Below are 22,030 nucleotides of genomic sequence, written 5' to 3'. Positions count from 1 at the left end.
CGTCCAGGCGCGCTATATCAGCCCTGGCGAGCCTTGAAGCGCGGGTTCAGCTTGTTGATGATGTAGATGCGGCCCTTGCGGCGAACCAGGCGGTTGTCACGGTGACGAGCCTTGAGCGACTTGAGCGAATTCTTGATCTTCATTGTTTTGATCCGCGATGTTTGAGGGGGAATTCACATCCGCCCGTAGCTATTACATTCAAAAGCGCGCTCGGGGCGCGCTCTTCAGGTTGGGCGTGCAGATAACCCGACGACTTGCCTGTGTCAACCACGTGACGGTGTTTTTCCCATGGCCGGAGCGGCTTTATCAGGGGGAAACCGGCAATTTCGCGGTCAATGTCGTGACGTGTCCCATCTTCCGGCCGGGACGAGATTCCGTCTTGCCATAGAGATGAACCAGCGTGTCCGCTCGCCGCAGCCAGTCCGGGAGCGCCAGGATATCGTCGCCAATCAGGTTCTGCATTACGCAGTCCGAATGGCGGTCGGCATTGCCGAGTGGCAGGCCGGCAACCGCGCGGATATGTTGCTCGAACTGTGAGATCACGCAGGCGGCCTCGGTCCAGTGGCCGGAGTTGTGGACACGCGGCGCCATTTCGTTGGCGATCAGGCTGCCGTCGGCGAGTACGAAGAATTCGATGCCGATGACGCCGACATAGCCAAGCGCAGCCAATATCTTCTCGGCGCTTTCACGCGCCCCCGCTGCCGTCTCCGCTGAAATCGAGGCAGGTACAGTCGACGTGTGCAAGATGCCGTCGCGGTGAACGTTTTCAGCAGGGTCGTAACAGACGATAGTGCCGTCCGTTGCGCGCGCTGCAATGATGGAGATCTCGCGCTCAAAGGGCACGAAGCTCTCGAGAATCAGGGGGACCTCACCGAGCGCTGCAAAGGCGCCATCCGGCTTGTCGGCACTGGAGCGAAACACTCGTTGTCCTTTGCCATCATAGCCGAGGCGGCGGGTCTTCAGCACGCCGCGGCCACCGAAATCCTGCAATGCTGCCTCGAGGTCGGCCTGGTTGTCGACGACATGGAAGCGGGCCGTCGGAACGCCGCATCCGTTGATGAAGCGCTTTTCGACAAGCCGATCCTGCGCAGCCTCGAGTGCCTTCGGTGGCGGATAGACGTGTACATGGCTCGCAAGCGCCTCGGCGGCTGTGACCGGGACGTTTTCGAACTCATAGGTGACGATGTCGCAGATATTCGCGAGCTCTGCGAGCGCGGCCGTATCGTCGTATGCCGCCACGATCTGCTGGTTGGCGACCTGCGCGGCCGGACAGTCGGCCTGCGGTTCCAAGATGACGGCTCGGAAGTTTAGCCGTGCAGCGGCCATGGCAAGCATGCGGCCAAGCTGACCGCCGCCGATGATGCCGATTGTTGTTACAGTCATAGGTCGTCCATCGGATATTCGGCAACGGCTGCGCTCTGGCGCTCACGCCAGTCGTCAAGTCGCTCGGCAATATCCTCGTCCGACAATGCCAGGACTGCAGCTGCCAGAAGGGCGGCGTTGATCGCGCCGGCCTTGCCGATGGCAAGTGTGCCGACCGGGATGCCGCCCGGCATCTGGACGATGGAAAGAAGACTATCCTGACCCGACAGTGCCTTGGATTGAACCGGGACGCCAAACACCGGAAGCGGCGTCATCGCGGCGGCCATGCCTGGCAGGTGGGCCGCGCCACCGGCGCCGGCAATGATCACCTTGAAACCTTCATCGCGGGCGGTCTTGGCGAAGTTTACGAGGCGATCCGGCGTGCGATGGGCCGATATGATGCGCGCGTCATAGGGAATCTCGAGCGCCTCCAGAGTGTCGGCGGCGTTCTTCATGGTCTCCCAATCGGATTGGCTTCCCATGATGATGGCAACGGGTGGTCTGTCTGTCATCGTCACGGCATTCCCTTTAGGCGATGATATCAGGGATGATCTGGTCTTCGAGCTTTGTCAGCTTGTCCTTGATGACCAGTTTCTTCTTTTTCATGCGCTGGATGCGCAACGCGTCACATCCGGTGGCAATCATGGCGTTGATGGCGGCATCGTAATCCTCGTGCTCCTGGCGCAGTCTCGCGACCATGAGCCTGATTTCCGCCTGTTCCTGATCGGCCATATGCATTCCCCATAACCGTCTTCGGACATCGTCCGTTCTGCCGATGATTTCCGCAAGCTCCTATCACCAATTGGAGGTAACGGCTAGCGGCTGTTCGTCATGATTTTGCCATGTGTTCTCCTTGTTTTCACCTTCGACAAGGCTTCAAAAATATGTCACAGTTGGAGGGTTGACGCCTTGGATCTCCGGCGGTGTTGGCCGGGGAGAGGTAAGAGGAAGGAAGGGTCAAATGACTGTTCAAGCTCATCTTGAGTCACTCGAAAAAAAGCATGTTGCTCTTGAGGAGGAGTTGCATTCTCTTATGATATCCCCCTCCCGAAACGATAATGAAGTAGCTGAGTGCAAACGCAGAAAATTGCGGATCAAGGACGAGATTGAGCGCCTAAAATCATCCTTCCATTGAGTGGGATGCAATAAATCAACGAACGCGGCCCTAGGCGAGGAGGGCGAAACCCCAATTTCACCAAAAGCTTAGACCAGTTCGTGCTCGACAGGCGATTATGGCGCCGGTTCCGACGGAAAGTCGCGAGCCGGCGTCTTTCATTTGAGCGGTCGGGCTAAGCCCAGAACTGATCGAGCCAAAGATTAAGTCTGTCGAAGCCGCGATTGTTGACCGCGTAGATGCGCCGCGTGCCCTCCGCGGTGACGGAAACCAGGTTGCAATCCAGCAGCGCCTTGAGGTGCTGGGAAACGGCGGGGCGGCTGATGGGGAGGCCCTCGGCAAGCTCGTTCACGGTCTTCGGCGCGCGTCGAAGTTCCTCCAGCAGGAAGCGCCGGTGAGGATCGGCTATCGCGGCGAAGGGATCCGTGTTCGACATGGCGAAAAGCTACGTCAAACGGCGCAATCGGGCAAGGAAATTGTGCGGCGCAACGAAACCCAAAATTGTCAGAAACCCAAGCCATCCTTCGCGATCAACACGGCGGCAATGAGCGCCATGCCGTACATGAAAGGATAGAAGATCGCGGGCTTCATGCGGCGCACGCACCAGGCGCCGGCAATTGTCGCAAGCGGCGCAAAAGGCAGCAGCGTGGCCGAGGTGGCGAGGTTTTGCGTGTCGAGCTGGCCAAGCGCGAAGTAGGGAATGAGCTTGACGGCATTGAGGATCGCGAAGAAGCGGACGCTGGTGCCGGTATATTCTCGCGGCTGCATCTGCAGCGGCAAAGCATAAATCTGGAAAGGTGCTCCGCCGGCATGCGCGACGAAGCTACCATAGCCGGACAGGCTTCCCCAAATTGTCGCAAGCAGTGGCCGCTGGCCTTGAGGCGGCGTGTGCTTTCCGGCTGCGGGGCCGAAGTTGTTCCAGAAGTAGCGAAGGCAAAAGAGGATAGTGACGACGCCGATGACGACGCGAAGCACATTTCCCGGAACCAGCGCCGAGGTCGCCCAACCGAGCGCGATGCCGAACAGAGCGCCCGGCAGTACGATCTTCAGCGTTATCCAGTCGCCGTGCTTCCGCCAGATCACGAGCGAGATCATGTCCATAAAGATGAGGATCGGCAGCAGGATCGCGGCCGCCTGAACGGGCGAGACGACGAGAGCGAGAAAGGGCAGCCCGATCAGCGACAGCGCATCGCCCATGCCGCCTTTCGCAAGTCCGACCAGGATGACGGCGGGAACGGCGGCGTAATAAAATGACAGGTCCATCGGCATGCTTTTGAAAATCCTCCCCTTGCCAGCCCCGTCTAACGGAATTACTCACACAGGACGAGTGCAGATCGGCCCTGAAACGGCCTGTTCCGCTGTAAATGGAAAGAGTTCATGACCGAACCGGAAAACCGCTGCCGCCTAGTTTTGATTGCTCCCGACCTTGCCGATGCCGATGAGCAGGCAAAGGTCGTGGGCGATGCCTTGAAGGGCGGTGACGTCGCCTCTGTGATCGTGCCGCAATACGGTCTCAACGATGGCGAGTTTCAAAAGCACGCCGAGAAGCTGGTTCCGATTATTCAGGACTCGGGGGCGGCCGCACTGCTTGCGGGCGACAGTCGCGTCGTTGGGCGCACGAAGGCGGACGGCCTGCATCTGACCGGTCCGGCCAGTGAAATCTCCGACGCTATCGACAAATATGCCGACAAGCTGATCGTCGGCGGCGGCAATGCCGCCGACCGGCACCATGCGCTGGAGATCGGCGAGGAGCGACCGGACTATATCTTCTTCGGCAAGCTCGATGGTGACATCAAGCCGGAAGCACATCCCAAGAACCTGGCGCTCGGGGAATGGTGGGCTTCGATGATCGAGATTCCCTGTATCGTCATGGGCGGTACAGATCCGGCTTCCGCGCTGGCGGTGGCAGAGACCGGCGCGGAGTTCGTCGCGCTGCGGCTTGCGGTTTTCGCCGACGCCAGCCGTGCGCCATCCGTCGTCGCTGAGGTCAATGCGCTCTTGGACGAAAAAGCGCCACGGTTTGAGGATTGATATCGCGCCCATGCCGATCCTGTCCTGTACTTTGCGCCTCTCAACTGCCTTTGCCGTCAACGTTCTGGTCGGGCTGACGCATGGCGCTTCTGCCCAGGTGGTCGATAACGTCGTGACACGACCGCTCGCGACCGCCCCGGAGACGCTGAAAACAGGACGGCCGCAGGCAGATGGCACGGGACCGTCGACGGGCGTCGGGGTCTTCGACCGTATGGGGGCGAAACTGCCGGATCTGCCGCCGGAAAAGGACTACAAGGGGCCGGTCGACGAAGCCTACGGCGCCTATCAGCGCGGCTACTATCTGACCGCGATGGAAAAGGCTCTGCCCCGTGCGCAGCTCGGTGATCCGGCCGCGCAGACGCTGATGGGCGAACTCCTGGCGGACGGGCTGGGCGTCAAGCGCGATATGAAGAACGCCGCCTTCTGGTACAGCAAGGGCGCCGAAGGTGGTGATGCCGCGGCGATGTTCAAATATTCGCTGATGCTGATCGAGGGACGGTCTGTCACGCGCGACAAGGCCAAGGCCGACGAATACATGCACAAGGCGGCTGAGGCTGGAAATCCCTCGGCGCAGTTCAACTGGGGTCAGATCCTGACGGCTGACAATCCGGGCGACAAGGGATTGAAGCTCGCCTTGCCTTACTATGAGAAGGCTGCCGAACAGGGCATCGCCGACGCACAGTATGCGGTGGCGGAAATTTATGCCTCGCTGCCTGACCTGCCGGAGGAAAAGAAGCAGTTGGCACGCGAATGGATGGCACGCGCTGCGCATGCCGGCTACGACACGGCTCAGGTCGATCTTGGTATCTGGCTCGTCAACGGCCAGAATGGGCCGCGCGATTTCGTCAAGGGTTTCCAGTGGTTGCGGCTCGCCGCCAATCGTGGAAACGTGGTTGCGCAAAACAAGCTCGCACACCTCTACATCAACGCGCTCGGAACCAAGCCAGATCCTGTTGAGGCTGCGAAGTGGTATGTGCTGTCGCGTCGGGCCGGTCTACCTGACCCGGAGCTCGAAGACTTCTATCTCGGCATCGAGGAAGACCAGCAAAAGGCGGGGATCGAGGCGGCCAACAAGTTCCGCCGGCTCCAGTGATCTAGGGAGTGCGTCGGCGAAGAGACTTCGTCGTCTCGACGACCGTGTCGCGCCATCGTCCGTCCTGATCATCAAGCGGAGGTTTTGAAGATCCGGCGGCGCAAGCGGCCGGCCTCGTTCTTCGGCGAGATAGCCGCCGTCGATCAATTCCAGACTAATCTGTCCAGAATAATTTCGCCTGCATTTTTCCGGGCAGCCAGTGGTTCTGCTGTCTCCCCTTGAAATTTTCCCGATTTTGTGGTCTTGAGGCCGCCAATCTTATCGAGCGCTGCCTTCTCTGGCGATCAGGGATCTTTTTTCCCTGACAGCGCGTACCGTATTATCGCTCAAGGAAAAGTGCTCACATGGCTCGTTCAGCTCTCCTCAATGTCATGGTTCAGGCTGCCATCAAGGCAGGCAAGTCGCTGGGGCGTGATTTCGGGGAAGTGCAGAACCTGCAGGTTTCGGTGAAGGGCCCCGGCGACTTCGTTTCCAATGCCGACCGGAAGGCCGAAAAGATCGTCAAGGACGAGCTCCTGAAGGCTCGTCCGACATATGGCTTCCTTGGCGAGGAGAGCGAGGAAATCAAGGGCACGGACGGTGCACATCGCTGGATCGTCGACCCGCTCGATGGCACGACCAACTTCCTGCATGGCATTCCGATGTTTGCGGTCTCGATCGCGCTCGAGCGCAACAACGAGATCGTCGCCGGTGTCGTCTTCAACCCGGCCACGGATGAACTCTACACCGCGGAACGTGGCGGTGGCGCCTTCCTGAATGACCGCCGTCTGCGTGTTGGTGCGCGCCGGGTGCTTTCGGACTCCGTCGTTGCCTGTGGCGTTCCGCACCTCGGCCGCGGCAATCACGGCAAGTTCCTCGTCGAGCTTCGGCATGTTATGGGTGAAGTTGCCGGCATCCGCCGCATGGGCGCTGCTTCGCTTGACCTCGCCTATGTGGCCGCCGGTCGGTTCGATGGATACTGGGAAACCGGGCTGTCTGCGTGGGATATCGCGGCCGGCATCCTCCTGATCCGTGAAGCCGGCGGCTATGTCTCCGATTGGGATGGCGGTTCGTCCATTCTCGATACCGGTTCGGTCGTTGCGGGCAACGAATATATCCAGAAGGCATTGCTTGAGGTTGCCAAGCGTCCCGTTCCAACGCGGTAAATCGCTGTTGTAAAGACACGGTTTTCGTTTCCGCATACTTCAATTCGGCACAATGTTGCTCTAGTCTCCGGATGAAATGAATCCGGAGGCTGCGGAACCTATGGAAAATGTGAATGTGGCGGAGTTCGGCTCGACCGAAAAAACCACGGGCAACTACAGCTATAAACTTTCCAGTCCGATGCCGTTCCTTTGGACGATGGTGCTGTTTCTGATCATCGTCGGGTTCATTGCCGCCATTCTTTTCCGGCAGACACAGACTGCCTTCATGCATAATCCGGGCCTCAACGGTTTGATCCTTGGCGTGCTGGCCGTTGGTATCATCCTCGTGTTCAGCCATGTGCTGTCGCTGCGGCCGGAAGTGCGGTGGTTCAATTCCTTCCGCGCCGCGGGTAGCGCCGACAAGGTCGGCCGCAATCCCAGGTTGCTTGCTCCGATGCGGACGCTCATCGGCAGCCGCAGTGCCACGGCAGGAATTTCGACCGCGGCGTTTCGCTCCATTCTCGACTCGATTGCCAACCGCCTCGATGAATCGCGCGACGTCTCACGCTATCTCATCGGCCTTCTCGTCTTTCTCGGTCTGCTCGGTACTTTCTGGGGCCTTATCGGCACGATCGGCTCGATCAGTTCGGTGATCCAGTCGCTCGATGCGGGATCGAATGGTTCGACGGATGTTCTCGGTGCGCTGAAGGAAGGGCTTTCGACGCCGCTCTCGGGCATGGGCCAGGCCTTCTCGTCGTCGCTGCTCGGTCTGTCCGGCTCGCTCATTCTCGGCTTCCTTGACCTGCAGGCGGGCCGCGCCCAGAACCGGTTCTACATGGAGCTGGAAAACTGGCTTTCGTCGGTGACCGATGTAGGCTCCGATATTGCCATGCCTTCGATCAGCGCGAACTCGGCGGTCTCGCCGGATGACGTTCGGGCGCTCTCGGAATACATGCGGCGGATCTCTGAAGAGGGCAGCGGCGGCACCCAGAGATCGGTTGCGGCGATGGCGAACCTTGCCGAAGGAATTCAAGGTCTGGTCAAGAATATGCGCAACGAGCAGCAGATGCTGCGCGACTGGATCGAGGCGCAACAGGATGAAACGAAGGCAATGCGCCGCACGCTCGATCGTCTTGCTGAACGGATCGGTTCGCAGGAAAAACACAGCCCAAGTGAACGCTCTCAGCGCATGCCGCAAACCGAAAAGACCGAGAAGTAAGCCATGGCTCTCGCCCGCAATCGTCGCCCCCAACGCGCGGTGGACTACTGGCCAGGTTTCGTCGATGCACTGTCGACGCTGCTGATCTCGATCATGTTCGTGCTGACCGTCTTCGTCGTCGGCCAATATATTCTCAGCCGCGAAATCTCCGGCCGGGACGAGGTGCTGAACCGCCTGAACAGCCAGATCAACGAATTGACGCAGTTGCTGGCGCTCGAGAAGGGAAGCAAGCAGGACCTCGAGGATAGTGTCGCCAATCTTCAGGCATCCCTAGCGTCGGCTGAAGGCGAGAGATCACGGCTGAAGGCGTTGCTTGATGCCGGTTCCGGCGGCCAGAGTGCCGCGCAGGCCCGTATCGGCAGCCTTACGAAGGAACTGGACGAGCAGAAGCAGATGAGCGACCGGGCGATGAGCCAGGTCGAACTGCTGAACCAGCAAATTGCCGCGTTGCGCAGTCAGATTGCTGCCGTCGAAGCCGCGCTGCAGGCGTCCGAGCAAAAGGACCAAACCTCGCAGACCAAGATCGCCGATCTTGGCCGTCGTCTCAACGTCGCCCTGGCGCAACGTGTGCAGGAGCTCAACCGCTACCGGTCCGACTTCTTCGGGCGGTTGCGCGAAATCCTGTCTGATCGCGAGAATATCAGGATCGTCGGCGACCGCTTCGTCTTCCAGTCGGAAGTGCTGTTTCCCTCAGGCAGCGCGGATCTCAATCCGGATGGGCAGGTCGAGATGGCAAAGCTTGCGACGGCGCTCCTCGATGTTGCCAAGGAAATTCCACCTGAGATCAACTGGGTTCTGCGCGTCGACGGGCATACGGATAATGTGCCGCTCGCTGGCACTGGACGGTATGTCGATAACTGGCAGCTGTCGTCTGCGCGTGCGATCTCGGTCGTCAAATTCCTGATCTCTCGCGGCGTGCCGGCCGACCGTCTCGTCGCCGCTGGCTTCGGCGAGTTCCAGCCGATCGCGCCAGGTGACACGCCGGAGGCGCGCGCCACCAACCGTCGTATCGAACTGAAGCTGACAGAGAAGTAGGTTTACGCAGCGCCCATCCGAAGGTCAGTGAGGCGCCGCATCAGGAAGCTGCGCACGGCAGGGCTGTCGCTCAATCCGATCGCGGATAGATAGGCCGTCTCTGCTGCCGGATAGTCCGCAACCTCCGTCAGCAGATGCGCGCGAACGGCCCAGTATGGCTGGTAGGCTCTGACCTCCTTTGCATCCATAGCGTCGAGGCAGTTCAGCCCGGCTTTGGGGCCTTTCGTGCGGCCGAGGACGGCAGCACGGCTGACGCGGGCGCCGATCGTTGGCTGCATCATCAGCAGCGCGTCATAGAAGGTCACGAGAGCATCCCAGTCCGTCTGACCTGTCAGCCGGCGGGCGGCATGAACGGATTGAATGGCGGCCATGCATTGGAACGGACCGAAGCGGTCGGCGGCGCCGGCCTTGCGGAGCAGCGCGTCGGCTTCGGCAAGCATGATCGCATTCCAGCGATCCGTCGACTGGTTGTCGAGCGCGATATAGTCACCCTCGGCATTGCGCCGCGCGGCGCGTCGACCCTCGCAATAGAGCATCAAGGCAAGCAGTCCGACCACCTCCGGTTCGTCAGGAAGCATTGAAAGCAGGGCACGGCAGAGCCAGACGGCTTCATTGGAAAGCGCACTACGACCACCATCGGCTCCATCGAGATCATCCCAGCCAAGCCCGTAGGCGGCATAGATTGCGGAGAGAACGGCGGACAGGCGCTCGGGCAGCGAACGTCGATCGGGTATCGCAAATCCAATGCCGCTATCGCGAATGTTCGCCTTGGCCCTGACCAACCTCTGCCCCATTGCCGCAGGAGAAACGACGAAGGCCTGGGCGATTGCTTTTGCGTCAATGCCCAGGACAACCTGCAGCATCAACGGCGTGTGGATGCTCTTGTCGATTTGCGGATGGGTGCAGACGAAAAGCATCTTCAGACGCTCATCGGGAAACGTCTCGGCCGTCGCCTCGTTCATCCTCGCCTCGGCCTCCTCGAAGGCCAGGGCGATGGTGGGGCGCGCATTCTCGCGAACGGATCGGTGGCGTACGCCCTGCATCAGATTGCGTCGCGCGGCGACCAACAGCCACGCCTCCGGGCTGTCCGGAATGCCGCGCTCCGGCCAGACCCGCAGGGCATCGACGAGCGCCTGCGACAGCGCATCTTCGGCAGCGGGTAGGTCCCGAGAGCGAGCCGTCAGGAAGGCAACTAGCTTGCCATATGATTGACGCGCCACCCGTTCGGCGGCGCGCTCGGCCTCGACGGTCATGTCCGCCTCACATCTGGAGGCGAGGGCGCACCTCGACTGAACCCTCGGCGGAAACGGGAACCCGGGTCGCCCATTCGAGCGCCGTGTCGAAATCCGGCACGTCGATCAGGTAGAAGCCGCCCAACTGCTCCTTGCCTTCGGGGTAGGGACCATCCTGCACGTCGTGGTCCTCGCCCTTGCGTCGCACCACCGTGCCGGTCTCGGGTGCGGTCAGCCCGGCGCCGCCGGTCATGATACCGGCCTGAATCAGAGCCTGCGTATAGGCAATCCAGCCGTCGCGATAGGTGGGATCGGCGCGACGGGCGAAATCCCGCGACGACTCGCGAATGATAAGCGCGTACTGCATGAGGCATTCTCCTCTGTGGTTGCGTTGACCGGCGTGTAGGCATCTAAGAACCAAAAGCAAAAAGCTGCAACGCTCGGGGATCGGCGGTAGACCGTTCCGATAAGATGAGACGCGACATCAGTTCATTTAGACATTCGGCCAAAAAAATATCACGGAGGAAAATGTGGCGTTGTCGCTGAGCGGAGGTCCGCGTAGGTTCGTGGAGATTTGGGGGGAATGCATTGATTGAATGCGATGTGCTGGTCATCGGCGCAGGACTTGCTGGGCTCGTGGCAGCAGCAGAGGCGGCGGATCGCGGGCGGAAGGTCTGCATCGTCGAGCAGGAAGGCGAGCAAAGCCTCGGTGGGCAGGCATTCTGGTCGCTGGGCGGACTGTTCTTCGTAGACAGCCCGGAACAGCGGCTGATGGGCATCCGCGACAACCTTGGCCTGGCGCGGCAGGACTGGATGGGGTCTGCCTCATTCGACCGGCCGGAAGACTACTGGCCGCGTCGCTGGGCAGAGGCGTATCTGGAGTTTGCCGCCGGCGAAAAGCGCTCGTGGCTTCATCAGCACGGTATGCGCTGGTTCCCAGTGGTCGGCTGGGCCGAGCGGGGAGGCGGCCTTGCGCATGGCCACGGAAATTCCGTGCCACGCTTCCACGTGACGTGGGGAACCGGGCCGGCTGTGCTTGCACCATTTGTTCGTCGTATGCGTGAAGCGGAAGCGAAGGGCCTTGTCACGCTGCTGTTCCGGCATCAGGTGGATGACCTTCTAATCCAAGACGGGGTCGTCTGCGGCGCTCGTGGCACCATCCTCCAGGCGGACTCCTCGGTCCGCGGTCGAGAGACGAACCGCGTTTTTTCGGCGCTCTTCGAAATACGAGCCGACGCAACGATCGTGACGTCAGGGGGCATCGGTGGCAATCACGACGCGGTGCGCCGGAGATGGCCGATCGACCGGCTGGGACGACCGCCAACTGATATGGTCGCTGGTGTGCCTGCCCATGTCGATGGTCGAATGATCGAGATCGCCGAACGTGCTGGTGGTCGCGAGATCAATTCGGATCGGATGTGGCACTATACGGAGGGGCTGAAGAACTGGGACCCGATCTGGCGCAATCACGGCATACGTATCCTGCCGGGTCCATCTTCCTTCTGGTGCGATGCTTGGGGTAACCGCTTTGCAGCGCCTGCCATGCCCGGCTTCGATACGCTGGCGACGCTGAAAGCCATCTGCGCGACCGGGCACGACTACAGCTGGTTCATTCTGACCAAGGCAATCATCAAGAAGGAATTTGCGCTTTCCGGTTCCGAGCAGAATCCGGACATCACGGGCAAGGATATTCGCCTGCTTCTCAAGCGTTTGGGCAAGGAGCCACCGGGGCCGGTCCAAGCGTTCATGGATAAGGGCGAGGATTTCATCGTTCGTGACACGCTGGAAGCGCTTGTCGACGGCATGAACGGATTGATGGGCGAAAGGCGCGTGGATGCAAGCCGCCTCAGGGCGCAGATCGAGGCGCGTGACAGGGAGATCGGCAATGCCTTTGCGAAGGACGCCCAGATCATTGCCCTTCGCGGTGCTCGGCGCTACCTCGGGGACCGGCTAATGCGGACGGCCAAGCCGCATGCACTGCTTGACCCAAAGGCTGGACCATTGATTGCCGTACGGCTGCACATCCTGACACGCAAGTCGCTGGGTGGTCTGGAGACGGATCTATCCGCACGCGTGATCGGCCACAGTGGGGATCCGGTGCCCGGCCTCTATGCCGCGGGTGAAGTGACCGGCTTTGGCGGCGGGGGCATGCATGGCTACAATGCGCTCGAGGGAACCTTCCTCGGCGGCTGCATCTTTTCCGGCAGAGTTGCCGGGCGGGCAGTGTAAAGGCGGCGCCTTTGGCGCCGCCTGATTTGATCAGGCCTCAGCCTTCGTCGTGTCAACGACTTCTGCGCCGGGAGAATTCTTCTTGATGGATTCAATGGCGCTCAGCGCCGATGCCTTGGCCTTATAGCCTTCGGAGCCGAACATGGATTCGCCGTTCGGCGCCTTGAAACGGAAACGGAACTCGCCAGCCTTGTCCTTGTAAACTTCGAACTTATACATCGGTTTTTTCTCCCGGAATCAGGATGTTGTCCAATCTGCAGACGCAGCCTAGAACAAAAAACGCAACTATTCCATCGCGATATTTGCGCGCTTTGCAACCGACGCGACTGATGGATCTCGCGAAGGAATGCGCCAGCACCCACGGCTGCTACGGCTTGAAGATCGAGAAGACCGACGAGAACTTGTTGATCAGGTAGGGTGCGAAAAGCACGAGGCCGGAATAAAAGAAGTTGGCAGCCTTCGTCATGTCGGGATCTCGTTAACGCTGGCAAAGCGGTAGAGGCAGGCAAGGCCGAAGCCGACATAGAGCATCAGTATCGCAACGGTTGCGACAAGGGCGATAAAGCGGCTCGAACTCGCCTTCATCATGGTGACGGTGAGGGGGGCTTGCCCTGCTGCGAGGAGGTTGCCGGCAGCGTCGATGGGGTTGCCTGTCGCATCGGTCTTGGTCAACTCGACCTCTTCCGACAACGCGTCGGTCAGCGACCAGTCCTGTGCTTCCTGGAGTGAGCGATAGCACAGCAGCATCGATATGACGACGGCCACGGCAACGAGTACGATCAGCATGTCTGCAAAATTTACCAAGTTCACCAGAGCCTCCCTCCCTGCGCGGCGATATCGAACGCGCCCATAAACCGAGTGTAATCTTTGCGTGTATCATGTCTATGTACACGTAGAGATTACACGTCGATGCAACCGTCGCAAGCTGATCGCTGAGAAGGGAGGTGCAATTCGACGATCACTTCACGGCGGCGAGAAAGTCGCCAGCGCCGGTTTCGAACTGCAGTTTGGCGAGCTTGGCGTAAATGCCGCCATCTCGAATGAGGGTCTGATGCGTTCCCTCTTCGACGACACGGCCCTGATCCATAACAAGAATCCGGTCCGCCTTCAGCACGGTGGCGAGGCGGTGGGCGATGACCAGCGTCGTGCGCCCTGTCATGAGCCCATCGAGCGCCTTCTGCACAAGGGTTTCGCTTTCGGCGTCCAATGCCGAGGTCGCCTCATCGAGCAGTAGGACCGGTGCGTCCTTCAGGATGGCACGGGCGATCGCGATGCGCTGGCGTTGACCACCAGAGAGCGTGATGCCGCGCTCACCGACCTCGGTGTCGTATCGCTTGTCCAAACGAGCAATGAATTCGTCGGCCTGCGCGGCGACCGCGGCAGCTTGAACCTCTTCGCGGGTGGCTTCGGGGCGACCGAAGGCGATGTTGTCGTGGATGGAAGCCGCAAAGATCGTGACATCTTGTGGAACGATCGCGAGGCGCTTGCGCAATCCGTCGGGGTCGGTGCTGCGGGCATCGACGCCATCGATCTTCACCGAGCCCTGCTGCGGATCATAGAAGCGGAGAAGCAGCGAGAAGACTGTGCTCTTGCCGGCGCCGGAGGGACCGACGATCGCGACGGTCTCCCCGGGAGCGACGTCGAAGCTTAGGCCGTGCAGCGCGGATCTTTCGGGGCGCGAGGGGTAGGCAAAATGCACGTCTGAAAACTGGACACGACCTTGCGCTGGAGCGGGCAGGGCAACCGGTGCTGTGGGCACCGAGATCGGGGAGACTTCGTCGAGCAGTTCTGTCAGCCGGTCGGCCGCACCCGCGGCCTGCGAGAGTTCGCCCCATACCTCGGAGAGTGCGCCGAGCGAGCCGGCGGCAATAACGGAGTAGAGAAGGAACTGGCCGAGTGTCCCCGGCGAAAGCGTGCCGGCGAGGACGTTGTGGGCGCCGACCCAGAGAACCGCGACGACGCTGCCAAAGATAAGGGTGATGGCGATGCCCGTCAGCAGGGCGCGCGAGCGAATTGCCGCTCGGGCAGCGTCATAGGCGGCTTCGACGGCCGTCCCGTAACGCGAGGCAGCGGCGTCCTCGCCGCCAAAGGCCTGGACGGTGCGGCTGGCGGCAATCGTCTCGTTGGCGAAGGCGGAGGCATCCGCCAGCGTATCCTGGGCGGAGCGCGAGCGTTTTCGGACCGAGCGGCCGAAGCCGACAAGCGGAAAGACGATCAAGGGAATCGCGCCGATCACTAGGCTGGACAGCTTTGGCGACGTCACGATCATCATTCCCATCGCGCCGAGACAGAGAATGAGGTTGCGCAAGGCGACGGAGGCGGTCGCGCCGACAGCCGACTTGATCTGCGTGGTATCCGCCGTCAGGCGGGAGACGATCTCACCGGACTGGTTGACGTCGAAGAAGGAAGGCGACAGCCGCGTGACATGACTGAAGACATCGCGGCGAAGATCGGAAACCACGCGTTCGCCGAGAGTGATGACGAAGTAATAGCGAAGAGCGCTCGCGACGGCGAGCACGATCGCCATGATCATCAGCATCAGAAAATAGCTGTTGATGAAACTGCCGTCGGCCTGCGTGAAGCCATGGTCGATCATGCGACGGACGGCGAGCGGCAGGGCAAGCGAGGCAACGGCGGCCAGTGCCAGGGACGCGAGGGCACCCGCGACCATGCCGCGATAGCGCGCGACGTAGGGCGTCAGCCGACCAAGCGGCTTCAGCGATCGCGACTTCTTTTCCCCTGCTTGCCCTGCGTATGCCAATTCGTCTCCGATCGCCTTCGACACCGCTCATCCGCGGCTGATGGCACTTGTTATCCTGCCGGCCTTCATGTATAGGCAGCCCATCCTAATGGGAAGCCGTAGCCTTTGCGTCTGCGGCTTCATTTATTCAATCGGTCCTCTTGTCGCAACGAATATGCGTCAAATTGGACGTTGCATGGCAGGAAGATTGTTATGAAGGCAGATATCCATCCCGACTATCACACGATCAAGGTAGTCATGACCGACGGCACCGAATACGAAACCCGGTCGACCTGGGGTTCTGAAGGCGCAGTCATGAACCTTGAAATCGACTCCAAGTCGCATCCGGCATGGACTGGTGGCAACCAGCAGCTCATGGACCGTGGCGGTCGCGTTTCCAAGTTCAACAAGCGTTTCGGCGGCCTCGGCCTCTAATCGCTGTCGCTTGGCAGAGTTAAAAAGCCCCGCTTCGGCGGGGTTTTTTTGTTTTGAGCTGATTGAACAACGAAAAACCGGCTGCGCGGGCGCAGCCGGTTTCGTGAATTCAGATTGCGCCGTTTCAGTTGTTGCCGAAGGCTGTCTGCAGCAGGCTGAGCTGCGCCTGTACGCTGTTCTGGTTATCGGGAACGATCGGGGCTTCCGCCGGACGATAGATTTCGCGGTCGAGTAGGGCGACACGGTTCTGCAGGCGCAAGGAGCGCTCGATCAGGTCGCGGAAGGATTCCGGCAGATCGCCCCAACCGGGCGCGTTGCGGTCGACGTTGAAGCCGTCGAGGCGAACCTTGTTTTTCTCCGCCAGAACCTGATCACGCGACATCTCGCCATTATTGACGGCGCGCTGCAGCAGAAGCCAGGAGGCCATCTGCATCAGGCGGGTGGTCAGGCGCATGGACTCGGCCGCATAGAGAACCGATGCCATGCGCGGCAGCACCTTGGAGGCAGCGCGGCCCTGGCCATCGAGGTAGGCGGCGGTTTCTTCAACCAGCGACATGCCTTCCGAATATAGCGTCTTGAACTGCGAGGATGCGGCAGCGCGACCTGCAAAACTGATTGTGTTCAATCCGAGCTCTGACATTTAAATAGTCCCTGTTGCACGCATCTACTTATGGTCAGGTAACGCCAGCCAAAGGGAAAAAGTTTCTTCGGCCGGTCTTTATGCTTTTAAGATGGTAGCTTTAGCGGAATTGCGCAAGGCGTTTCTTAATAAAGGGTTAACTTCCACAGTTTCATGGAAATGATCCCCAGCGCAATAAAAAAGAAGAGCCGCAAAAGCGGCTCTCAAGGTAAAACAGGGAGAAAAATCAGACCAATTCACCGCATGGAAAACTGTCTGAGATCCAGAGAAGATCTGGATGAGTAGAGTAATACCTTATAAAGCTTAATGGCCGCTTAAATCTGTCCCGAATTAACGCTCTTCGGCAGCTTGTTTTCTGCAATAGCCAGCCGACGAATTAGGAGCGAAAGAGGCTTTCCGCCGCTGATCTTGTCGATGTCTTGCTGGCGGCCTCTGCCTCAAGTCTTGCGATTTCTGCCTTGAGCAGATCCACGCGCGCCCGCAGCTCGTCGACCGATAGGGTGGAGAGGTCGGCGCCGATCTCGTGGGCAACTTTTTTCTGCGGCCGGTCGTCGTCGATGAAGCTCATTTCAATCCTCCCGTTTCTGTCTCAGCTATATTTTAGGGCAGGATCGCCGGTTTCGGGAGTCTTGCCCGATCCGGGATTGGCAAGCGACATGCTTTCGGGAGTGAGCGTTTGCGAGGTCGCCGTCGGAATCGTCGTAAAGGCGTCTCGGTCCTCGACCGGAACCGCGGCGCGCATACGGCTGCGAATGATGGCGTAGGCGGTGATCAGCATGTGGGCGACCGCCGTCACAAGGAAAAGGGCGTGCGGGTTGATCATCGACATCACGGGGCCGCCGATGGTTGGGCCAATGATCGTGCCGATGCCATACAGCAGCAGCAGTCCTCCTGAGACCTTCACGAAATCCTCGGCCGAGGCATAGTCGTTGGCATGGGCAACAGCGATCGGATAGAGCGTGTTGGCAACGGCGCCGTAGAGCACGACGAGGCCGATAATGAAAACCGGCGACGACGGATGCAAGACGGCGAGCAACAGGCCCGCGAAAGCAGCGATAGCTGACATCGCCGCCAGCACATAGCGCCGGTCGATGCGGTCGGAAAGCCGCCCTGCCGGCAACTGCATCAGGGCGCCCGCGAAGATGGTGGCGCTCATCATGATGGCGATACTGGTATCGGAGAGGCCGGAGCCCGCGCCGAAGACAGCGCCCAGCGTTCCGTAGGCGCCGTTGGCGATGCCGACGAGGAGAATGCCAAGGCAGGAGACCGGAGAATTGCGGTAGAGTGCCGGCAGATCGAGCTTCACGGCCTTCAGCGGCTGCGGCGAAGCTGCGGTCGAGAGCGTCGTCGGCAGCATCGCGATGCAGTAGAAGATGCCGCAGGTCATGAACAGGACAGGCGTGCGCACATCCTCGAGAGGGATCATCATCTGGCCCGCCACGACGCCGAAGAGGGTTATGGCAATATAGAGCGAGAAGATCGCGCCGCGGCTCTCGTTCGTGGCCCGCTCGTTCAGCCAGCTCTCGATGATCATCGAGGTGCCGGCGGTAGCAAAGCCGGTGACGGCGCGCAGCAACACCCACCAGACCGGGTGAACGATGATGCCGCTGACAAGCGCGATGATCGCGATAATCGCAATGAAGCCAGAGAAGGCGCGGACGTGGCCGACGCGGCGCACCAGTTTCGGGGCGACGAGGCAGCCGATGACGAAGCCGGCGGCCCAGGATGTGCCGAGCAGGCCGAGGGTCGTTGTCGCGTAGCCTTCCAGGTTGCCGCGCACCGGAAGCAGGATACCCTGCAACCCGTTACCCATGAAGAGAAAGAGCGTCCCGAAGAGAAGCGAGGCGACGGACAGCAGATTTCTTTTCATATAGCAAAACTCTATGCGTTGAACGTCAAAGGACATATGGCAACACACAGTGTCGCCCAGCCTCGAGATGATTGATTGTGCCCCCAAATGCCTTTACGGCATGAATAAATGCAGTCGTGACGTGAAAAAATGTCCGTCCTGTGACATTCAGAAGAGATGGAAAAATAAAGACATGACGAAGCTGATCGCTCTGCTGCTCATCCTGGCGATGGCGATTCAGCTGATCAAGCCGCTCGGCGTTCCCGGGCTGCGTCGGCGCATGGATTTCTGGAAGATCGCGCTGATCGCCTTCGCGATCTGGGCGGTGGCCCTGATCGGCCGCGATCTGTTCGTCTAGTATGAGATTTCGCCGCGCATGACCGGCGCGCAGCCGCCCGAGATCGTCACGTCGGTAACAGTGCCGTCCTTCTTGACGACGTCGATACGGATGATGCTGCGGCGCCCCATCTCGACGCCTTGCTCGATCCTCAGTGAGACGTTCATGTTTGCCTCAGGCTCCAGCGACACGAGGTACGCGCCGAGTGCTGCCGAGGCACTGCCCGTTGCCGGATCTTCCGGCACGTTGTCGAGCGGCGCAAACATCCGCGCACGGATCACCCATGGCTCTTCCTGGGAGCGGACATAGACGAACAGCGAGAAGTCATGATTGCCTTCGGCGGTCGGGCCGGCGGCATCCTGAAAATAGGCGAGGTTCGGACGAACGCGGCCGAGGGCGGCAAGGTCCGCAAGTTCGGCAAAGACGAAGCTCAGACCTACCGATGCAACAACAGGTCGATGCTTGGCTACACGGATGTCCCCTGGCTCGATCGCGACGCAACGGGCAACGGTCTGCTCGGGTATCGTGTTGCCAATGGTGAGTGGGTTTGGCGCGCGAATGGATGCCGACAGAACGTCATCGCCGTCACGCTTCAAGTTGACTTCGACGAGGCCTGCCTTCTCCTCGAAGCGCAGGCTATCGCTAACCGGCCGCCCGAAGACCTGACCCTGTCGGCCGAGCACATAGGCTGTGCCGACGTTCGGATGTCCGGCGAATGGCACTTCCATGGTGGGCGTGAAGATGCGGACACGGGCAGTGTTTGCCGGGTCTTCCGGCGGTAGTACGAAGGTAACCTCCGAATAGCCGAACTCTGCGGCGATGTTCTGCATGTCGGCATCGGTCAATCCGCGCGCATCCGTCATCACGGCCAGCGGGTTGCCTTCAAAGCGGGTGGTGGTGAAGACATCGACGGTCGTGAAGGCTACGGTTTTCATGGCGGCTCCGAGAGGGCGTGTGTCATGATCTCTACTGGCGATCCGCTGGCTGCTGAAGCCTGAAACTTGTCGCGGTTACAATGCAAAAACCGGCCGCCTAGGACGACCGGTTTCTTCTGTCTCATCGGTCAAAAGAGGCTTACGCCGCCTTCTCGAGATCCTTCTTCCAGCTTCCCTTGGCGGCGAGGCTGTTCATCTCGGCGCGATGGGCAAAGGCGCGTTGGCCAGCGGCGACGTTCTCGGGCTTGCCGCCCCAAGCCTTCAAGGCCGTATCCTGCAGGGCACGGCCGTAAGAGAAGGTGACAGCCCAAGGCAGGTCGTAGCCCGAGTTGATCGCGGAAAGATGCGCCGTCGCTTCTTCGGTGGACTGGCCGCCGGAGAGGAAGGCGATGCCCGGAACAGCCGACGGAACGGTGCGCTTCAGCACCTCGACGGTGCGCTCGGCGACTTCAGCCACGGAAGCCTTGCGAGCATTCTTGCCGTCGATAACCATGTTCGGCTTCAGGATCATGCCTTCCAGGCTGACGCGGGCATCGGCCAGTTCTTCGAAGACGGTGCGCAGCGTCCATTCGGTGACTTCGGCGCAACGATCGATGTTGTGGTCGCCCGGCTTGCCGTCCATCAGGCATTCCGGCTCAACGATCGGTACGATGTTAGCCTGCTGGCAGAGCGCGGCATAGCGGGCAAGCGCGTGCGCATTGGTCTTCATGGAGCCCCAGGTCGGAAGCGTGGAGGAGATTGCGATCACGCCGCGCCACTTGGCAAAGCGGGCGCCGGCTTCATAATATTTCGCCAGGCGGTCTGCGAGACCGTCGAGGCCTTCGGTGATGGTTTCGCCGGGATAGGCAGCCATCGGCTTCGCGCCGATATCCACCTTGATGCCCGGGATGCTGTCGGCAGCGCGAATGATGTCCACGAAGGGCGTGCCGTCTGCCGCCTTCTGATGAAGGGTCTCTTCGTAGAGAATGACGCCGGAAATATACTGACGCATCGCGTCGTCTGTGCGGAACAGCATTTCGCGGTAGTCGCGGCGGCTCGTTTCCGTCGATTCGAGTCCGATCGTATCGAACCGCTTACCGATCGTGGCCGTCGATTCATCCGCTGCAAGCAGCCCGCGGCCACCAGCTACCATACGCACGGCAATGTCTTCCAAACGTTCGCTCATATCGTTGTCTCCACAGCAAAAAAATCGTCAACCAGTAGATATAGGTCGCGGATAACAGAAGTTTATGGGCGGGAAAACGGCAGCAAAATTGTTTGAAACGTTTGAATTTCTTTTAATCGTTTGAAAGTCTGGGCTTTTGCATTCGCTGCGAGCAAAAGACCGCGGCACTTTCGCACCGCGGTCTATCTACATGTAAAATTTGTTGAATTCGGTTGGCCGAATTATTTGGCCTTGCTGAGCACAGCGACGCCGGGAAGGACTTTACCTTCCATCCACTCCAGGAAAGCACCGCCGGCCGTCGAGACATAGCTGAAATCATCCGCAACCCCGGCATGGTTCAGCGCCGCGACCGTGTCGCCACCGCCGGCAACAGAGGTGAGCTTGCCGGCCTTGGTGCGCTCGGCCGCAAATTTCGCGGCCGCGACCGTTGCCTTGTCGAACGGTTCGATCTCAAAAGCGCCAAGCGGCCCGTTCCAGACCAGCGTATTGGCGCGCTCGATCCAGGCCTTGATCGCCTCGACCGATTTCGGGCCGACGTCCAGCACCATCGCGTCGCTGGGGATCGCATCGATTGCGACCGTTTCATTAGCGGCGTTCGCCTTGAATTCGCGGGCGACAACGCCGTCTTCCGGGAGAATGATGGCGCAGCCGGCGGTGGCCGCTTCGATCATGATCTGCTTTGCGGTGTCAGCAAGATCGTGCTCGCAGAGCGACTTGCCAACATTGGTGCCGCGCGCGGCGATGAAGGTGTTGGCCATCCCGCCGCCGATTACCAGCGCATCGACTTTCTTCACGAGGTTCATCAGAAGATCGATCTTGGTCGAAACCTTGGCGCCGCCGACGATGGCGACGACAGGCCGGGCCGGGTTGCCGAGGCCGCTCTCCAGTGCCTCAAGCTCGGCCTGCATCGTGCGGCCGGCATGAGCGGGAAGATGGTGAGCGAGACCTTCCGTCGAAGCGTGTGCGCGGTGAGCAGCGGAGAAGGCGTCGTTGACATAGATGTCACCGTTGGCGGCAAGCGCCGTGACGAAATCCGGGTCGTTCTTCTCTTCGCCCTTGTGGAAACGGGTGTTTTCCAGGAGCAGGATGTCGCCGTTCTTCATCGCCCCAACTGCGGCGGCAGCTGCGGCGCCGATGCAGTCGCCGGCGGTCGCCACGGGATGGTCCAGCACCTCCTCGACGGACGGAGCGATCAGCGACAGCGAAAGGTCCGGCGACGGGCCGTCCTTGGGGCGGCCGAAGTGCGCCAGCAGGATCACCTTGGCACCATTCTTGGAGAGCTCCAGGATCGTCGGGGCAACACGCTCGATGCGCGTGGTGTCGGTTACTTTGCCGTCTTTGACCGGAACATTGAGGTCAACGCGAACGAGAACGCGCTTGCCGGCAACATTGTTGAGGTCGTCGAGGGTCTTGAAGGAAGGCATGGAAAAATCCGTTCGTTATTGCCCAAAAGATGCGGCGACCATAGCAAGGATGATCGCAGACGCAAG

General features: G+C 60.3%; 26 protein-coding genes. 9 read left to right on the top strand and 17 right to left on the bottom strand.

The genetic code is table 11. The features are described 5' to 3' along the window. Positions 1-17 precede the first annotated feature (17 nt). From ykgO to NBG89_RS13400, 4 genes are all read right to left on the bottom strand, one after another. Positions 18-143, bottom strand: a complete 126-nt coding sequence (gene ykgO / locus NBG89_RS13415) for a type B 50S ribosomal protein L36 (RefSeq protein WP_003566454.1) — start codon at positions 141-143, stop codon at positions 18-20. A gap of 163 nt (positions 144-306) precedes the next feature. Next, positions 307-1,383, bottom strand: coding sequence for a 5-(carboxyamino)imidazole ribonucleotide synthase (locus NBG89_RS13410; protein ID WP_431320364.1), 1,077 nt, complete (start codon positions 1,381-1,383; stop codon positions 307-309). Next, entirely contained in the window at positions 1,380-1,874 is a 495-nt protein-coding gene (gene purE, locus NBG89_RS13405; protein ID WP_007802503.1) for a 5-(carboxyamino)imidazole ribonucleotide mutase, read from the bottom strand. The genes NBG89_RS13410 and purE overlap by 4 nt, the downstream gene beginning before the upstream one ends. A 16-nt stretch (positions 1,875-1,890) precedes the next feature. Beyond that, positions 1,891-2,094 (bottom strand): YdcH family protein, encoded by a 204-nt coding sequence (locus NBG89_RS13400; RefSeq protein WP_007527435.1) that lies wholly within the window; start codon positions 2,092-2,094, stop codon positions 1,891-1,893. Positions 2,095-2,323: 229 nt separating this feature from the next. On the opposite strand from NBG89_RS13400, the gene NBG89_RS13395 reads away from it, so the two are divergent. Continuing rightward, positions 2,324-2,497 carry a YdcH family protein gene (locus NBG89_RS13395; protein ID WP_088693282.1) on the top strand — a complete coding sequence of 58 codons (174 nt, stop codon included), beginning with the start codon at positions 2,324-2,326 and terminating at the stop codon, positions 2,495-2,497. A 154-nt stretch (positions 2,498-2,651) separates the two neighbouring features. Here NBG89_RS13395 and NBG89_RS13390 read toward each other — a convergent pair whose 3' ends face one another. Further along, the gene (locus NBG89_RS13390; protein ID WP_088693281.1) at positions 2,652-2,912 is read right to left on the bottom strand and encodes an ArsR/SmtB family transcription factor; all 261 of its coding nucleotides are present in this window, start codon (positions 2,910-2,912) and stop codon (positions 2,652-2,654) included. Positions 2,913-2,980: 68 nt separating this feature from the next. Continuing rightward, positions 2,981-3,745 carry a sulfite exporter TauE/SafE family protein gene (locus NBG89_RS13385; protein ID WP_431320363.1) on the bottom strand — a complete coding sequence of 255 codons (765 nt, stop codon included), beginning with the start codon at positions 3,743-3,745 and terminating at the stop codon, positions 2,981-2,983. A 108-nt stretch (positions 3,746-3,853) separates the two neighbouring features. Between NBG89_RS13385 and NBG89_RS13380 the strand changes: the two genes are divergently transcribed. The 5 genes from NBG89_RS13380 to NBG89_RS13360 all read left to right on the top strand — a co-directional run bounded on the left by NBG89_RS13380 (position 3,854) and on the right by NBG89_RS13360 (position 8,978). Further along, positions 3,854-4,507 (top strand): thiamine phosphate synthase, encoded by a 654-nt coding sequence (locus tag NBG89_RS13380; RefSeq protein ID WP_431320362.1) that lies wholly within the window; start codon positions 3,854-3,856, stop codon positions 4,505-4,507. Between the two features lie 10 nt (positions 4,508-4,517). Then, entirely contained in the window at positions 4,518-5,600 is a 1,083-nt protein-coding gene (locus tag NBG89_RS13375) for a tetratricopeptide repeat protein (RefSeq protein ID WP_431320361.1), read from the top strand. Positions 5,601-5,944: 344 nt separating this feature from the next. Continuing rightward, the gene (locus NBG89_RS13370) at positions 5,945-6,745 is read left to right on the top strand and encodes an inositol monophosphatase family protein (RefSeq protein ID WP_431320360.1); all 801 of its coding nucleotides are present in this window, start codon (positions 5,945-5,947) and stop codon (positions 6,743-6,745) included. A gap of 100 nt (positions 6,746-6,845) precedes the next feature. Continuing rightward, positions 6,846-7,943: a flagellar motor protein MotA gene (locus NBG89_RS13365; RefSeq protein ID WP_088693276.1), complete on the top strand. Its 1,098-nt coding sequence runs from the start codon at positions 6,846-6,848 to the stop codon at positions 7,941-7,943. A gap of 3 nt (positions 7,944-7,946) precedes the next feature. Beyond that, the gene (locus tag NBG89_RS13360) at positions 7,947-8,978 is read left to right on the top strand and encodes a peptidoglycan -binding protein (protein ID WP_088693275.1); all 1,032 of its coding nucleotides are present in this window, start codon (positions 7,947-7,949) and stop codon (positions 8,976-8,978) included. 2 nt (positions 8,979-8,980) lie between these two features. Here NBG89_RS13360 and NBG89_RS13355 read toward each other — a convergent pair whose 3' ends face one another. Continuing rightward, positions 8,981-10,231 carry an RNA polymerase sigma factor gene (locus NBG89_RS13355; protein WP_431320359.1) on the bottom strand — a complete coding sequence of 417 codons (1,251 nt, stop codon included), beginning with the start codon at positions 10,229-10,231 and terminating at the stop codon, positions 8,981-8,983. Positions 10,232-10,238: 7 nt separating this feature from the next. Beyond that, the gene (locus NBG89_RS13350; RefSeq protein WP_088693274.1) at positions 10,239-10,577 is read right to left on the bottom strand and encodes a YciI family protein; all 339 of its coding nucleotides are present in this window, start codon (positions 10,575-10,577) and stop codon (positions 10,239-10,241) included. Between the two features lie 221 nt (positions 10,578-10,798). Between NBG89_RS13350 and NBG89_RS13345 the strand changes: the two genes are divergently transcribed. Then, positions 10,799-12,439 (top strand): FAD-binding dehydrogenase, encoded by a 1,641-nt coding sequence (locus tag NBG89_RS13345; RefSeq protein WP_431320358.1) that lies wholly within the window; start codon positions 10,799-10,801, stop codon positions 12,437-12,439. A gap of 30 nt (positions 12,440-12,469) precedes the next feature. Here the strand turns inward: NBG89_RS13345 and NBG89_RS13340 are convergent, their stop codons facing one another. The 3 genes from NBG89_RS13340 to NBG89_RS13330 all read right to left on the bottom strand — a co-directional run bounded on the left by NBG89_RS13340 (position 12,470) and on the right by NBG89_RS13330 (position 15,200). Next, positions 12,470-12,658, bottom strand: a complete 189-nt coding sequence (locus NBG89_RS13340) for a YegP family protein (RefSeq protein WP_007527415.1) — start codon at positions 12,656-12,658, stop codon at positions 12,470-12,472. Between the two features lie 243 nt (positions 12,659-12,901). Further along, positions 12,902-13,249: a hypothetical protein gene (locus tag NBG89_RS13335; RefSeq protein ID WP_431320357.1), complete on the bottom strand. Its 348-nt coding sequence runs from the start codon at positions 13,247-13,249 to the stop codon at positions 12,902-12,904. Positions 13,250-13,397: 148 nt separating this feature from the next. Continuing rightward, the gene (locus tag NBG89_RS13330; protein ID WP_431322688.1) at positions 13,398-15,200 is read right to left on the bottom strand and encodes an ABC transporter transmembrane domain-containing protein; all 1,803 of its coding nucleotides are present in this window, start codon (positions 15,198-15,200) and stop codon (positions 13,398-13,400) included. 192 nt (positions 15,201-15,392) lie between these two features. On the opposite strand from NBG89_RS13330, the gene rpmE reads away from it, so the two are divergent. Beyond that, positions 15,393-15,614, top strand: a complete 222-nt coding sequence (gene rpmE / locus NBG89_RS13325) for a 50S ribosomal protein L31 (protein ID WP_007527409.1) — start codon at positions 15,393-15,395, stop codon at positions 15,612-15,614. Between the two features lie 124 nt (positions 15,615-15,738). Here the strand turns inward: rpmE and NBG89_RS13320 are convergent, their stop codons facing one another. The 3 genes from NBG89_RS13320 to NBG89_RS13310 form a co-directional block, all read right to left on the bottom strand. Further along, positions 15,739-16,254 carry a DUF1465 family protein gene (locus tag NBG89_RS13320; RefSeq protein ID WP_018858873.1) on the bottom strand — a complete coding sequence of 172 codons (516 nt, stop codon included), beginning with the start codon at positions 16,252-16,254 and terminating at the stop codon, positions 15,739-15,741. 376 nt (positions 16,255-16,630) lie between these two features. After that, a complete protein-coding gene (locus NBG89_RS13315; RefSeq protein ID WP_088693271.1) occupies positions 16,631-16,822 on the bottom strand; it encodes a DUF1192 domain-containing protein in 192 nt (63 codons plus the stop codon). Between the two features lie 21 nt (positions 16,823-16,843). After that, positions 16,844-18,124 carry an MFS transporter gene (locus NBG89_RS13310; protein WP_431320356.1) on the bottom strand — a complete coding sequence of 427 codons (1,281 nt, stop codon included), beginning with the start codon at positions 18,122-18,124 and terminating at the stop codon, positions 16,844-16,846. A gap of 172 nt (positions 18,125-18,296) precedes the next feature. On the opposite strand from NBG89_RS13310, the gene NBG89_RS13305 reads away from it, so the two are divergent. Beyond that, entirely contained in the window at positions 18,297-18,461 is a 165-nt protein-coding gene (locus NBG89_RS13305; protein ID WP_007802544.1) for a hypothetical protein, read from the top strand. Here NBG89_RS13305 and NBG89_RS13300 read toward each other — a convergent pair. From NBG89_RS13300 to NBG89_RS13290, 3 genes are all read right to left on the bottom strand, one after another. Further along, on the bottom strand, positions 18,458-19,375 hold the full coding sequence (locus NBG89_RS13300) for a PhzF family phenazine biosynthesis protein (protein WP_431320355.1): 918 nt from the start codon (positions 19,373-19,375) through the stop codon (positions 18,458-18,460). The two genes, NBG89_RS13305 and NBG89_RS13300, sit on opposite strands and share 4 nt — an antisense overlap. A 139-nt stretch (positions 19,376-19,514) precedes the next feature. Beyond that, positions 19,515-20,540, bottom strand: a complete 1,026-nt coding sequence (locus NBG89_RS13295; RefSeq protein ID WP_431320354.1) for a class I fructose-bisphosphate aldolase — start codon at positions 20,538-20,540, stop codon at positions 19,515-19,517. Between the two features lie 221 nt (positions 20,541-20,761). Then, the gene (locus tag NBG89_RS13290) at positions 20,762-21,964 is read right to left on the bottom strand and encodes a phosphoglycerate kinase (protein ID WP_431320353.1); all 1,203 of its coding nucleotides are present in this window, start codon (positions 21,962-21,964) and stop codon (positions 20,762-20,764) included. Positions 21,965-22,030 lie beyond the last annotated feature (66 nt).

The sequence above is a fragment of the Rhizobium sp. YTU87027 genome, assembly GCF_050644135.1.
Classification (GTDB): domain Bacteria; phylum Pseudomonadota; class Alphaproteobacteria; order Rhizobiales; family Rhizobiaceae; genus Rhizobium.
Note: the sequence above shows the minus strand (reverse complement) of the source record. Positions and strands in the feature narration are given on the sequence as shown.

Coding starts and splice junctions, on each gene's coding strand:
- ykgO (WP_003566454.1), bottom strand. CDS start 143: ATGAAGATCAAGAATTCGCTCAAGTCGCTCAAGGCTCGTCACCGTGAC.
- NBG89_RS13410 (WP_431320364.1), bottom strand. CDS start 1,383: ATGACTGTAACAACAATCGGCATCATCGGCGGCGGTCAGCTTGGCCGC.
- purE (WP_007802503.1), bottom strand. CDS start 1,874: ATGACAGACAGACCACCCGTTGCCATCATCATGGGAAGCCAATCCGAT.
- NBG89_RS13400 (WP_007527435.1), bottom strand. CDS start 2,094: ATGGCCGATCAGGAACAGGCGGAAATCAGGCTCATGGTCGCGAGACTG.
- NBG89_RS13395 (WP_088693282.1), top strand. CDS start 2,324: ATGACTGTTCAAGCTCATCTTGAGTCACTCGAAAAAAAGCATGTTGCT.
- NBG89_RS13390 (WP_088693281.1), bottom strand. CDS start 2,912: ATGTCGAACACGGATCCCTTCGCCGCGATAGCCGATCCTCACCGGCGC.
- NBG89_RS13385 (WP_431320363.1), bottom strand. CDS start 3,745: ATGCCGATGGACCTGTCATTTTATTACGCCGCCGTTCCCGCCGTCATC.
- NBG89_RS13380 (WP_431320362.1), top strand. CDS start 3,854: ATGACCGAACCGGAAAACCGCTGCCGCCTAGTTTTGATTGCTCCCGAC.
- NBG89_RS13375 (WP_431320361.1), top strand. CDS start 4,518: ATGCCGATCCTGTCCTGTACTTTGCGCCTCTCAACTGCCTTTGCCGTC.
- NBG89_RS13370 (WP_431320360.1), top strand. CDS start 5,945: ATGGCTCGTTCAGCTCTCCTCAATGTCATGGTTCAGGCTGCCATCAAG.
- NBG89_RS13365 (WP_088693276.1), top strand. CDS start 6,846: ATGGAAAATGTGAATGTGGCGGAGTTCGGCTCGACCGAAAAAACCACG.
- NBG89_RS13360 (WP_088693275.1), top strand. CDS start 7,947: ATGGCTCTCGCCCGCAATCGTCGCCCCCAACGCGCGGTGGACTACTGG.
- NBG89_RS13355 (WP_431320359.1), bottom strand. CDS start 10,231: ATGACCGTCGAGGCCGAGCGCGCCGCCGAACGGGTGGCGCGTCAATCA.
- NBG89_RS13350 (WP_088693274.1), bottom strand. CDS start 10,577: ATGCAGTACGCGCTTATCATTCGCGAGTCGTCGCGGGATTTCGCCCGT.
- NBG89_RS13340 (WP_007527415.1), bottom strand. CDS start 12,658: ATGTATAAGTTCGAAGTTTACAAGGACAAGGCTGGCGAGTTCCGTTTC.
- rpmE (WP_007527409.1), top strand. CDS start 15,393: ATGAAGGCAGATATCCATCCCGACTATCACACGATCAAGGTAGTCATG.
- NBG89_RS13320 (WP_018858873.1), bottom strand. CDS start 16,254: ATGTCAGAGCTCGGATTGAACACAATCAGTTTTGCAGGTCGCGCTGCC.
- NBG89_RS13315 (WP_088693271.1), bottom strand. CDS start 16,822: ATGAGCTTCATCGACGACGACCGGCCGCAGAAAAAAGTTGCCCACGAG.
- NBG89_RS13310 (WP_431320356.1), bottom strand. CDS start 18,124: ATGAAAAGAAATCTGCTGTCCGTCGCCTCGCTTCTCTTCGGGACGCTC.
- NBG89_RS13305 (WP_007802544.1), top strand. CDS start 18,297: ATGACGAAGCTGATCGCTCTGCTGCTCATCCTGGCGATGGCGATTCAG.
- NBG89_RS13300 (WP_431320355.1), bottom strand. CDS start 19,375: ATGAAAACCGTAGCCTTCACGACCGTCGATGTCTTCACCACCACCCGC.
- NBG89_RS13295 (WP_431320354.1), bottom strand. CDS start 20,540: ATGAGCGAACGTTTGGAAGACATTGCCGTGCGTATGGTAGCTGGTGGC.
- NBG89_RS13290 (WP_431320353.1), bottom strand. CDS start 21,964: ATGCCTTCCTTCAAGACCCTCGACGACCTCAACAATGTTGCCGGCAAG.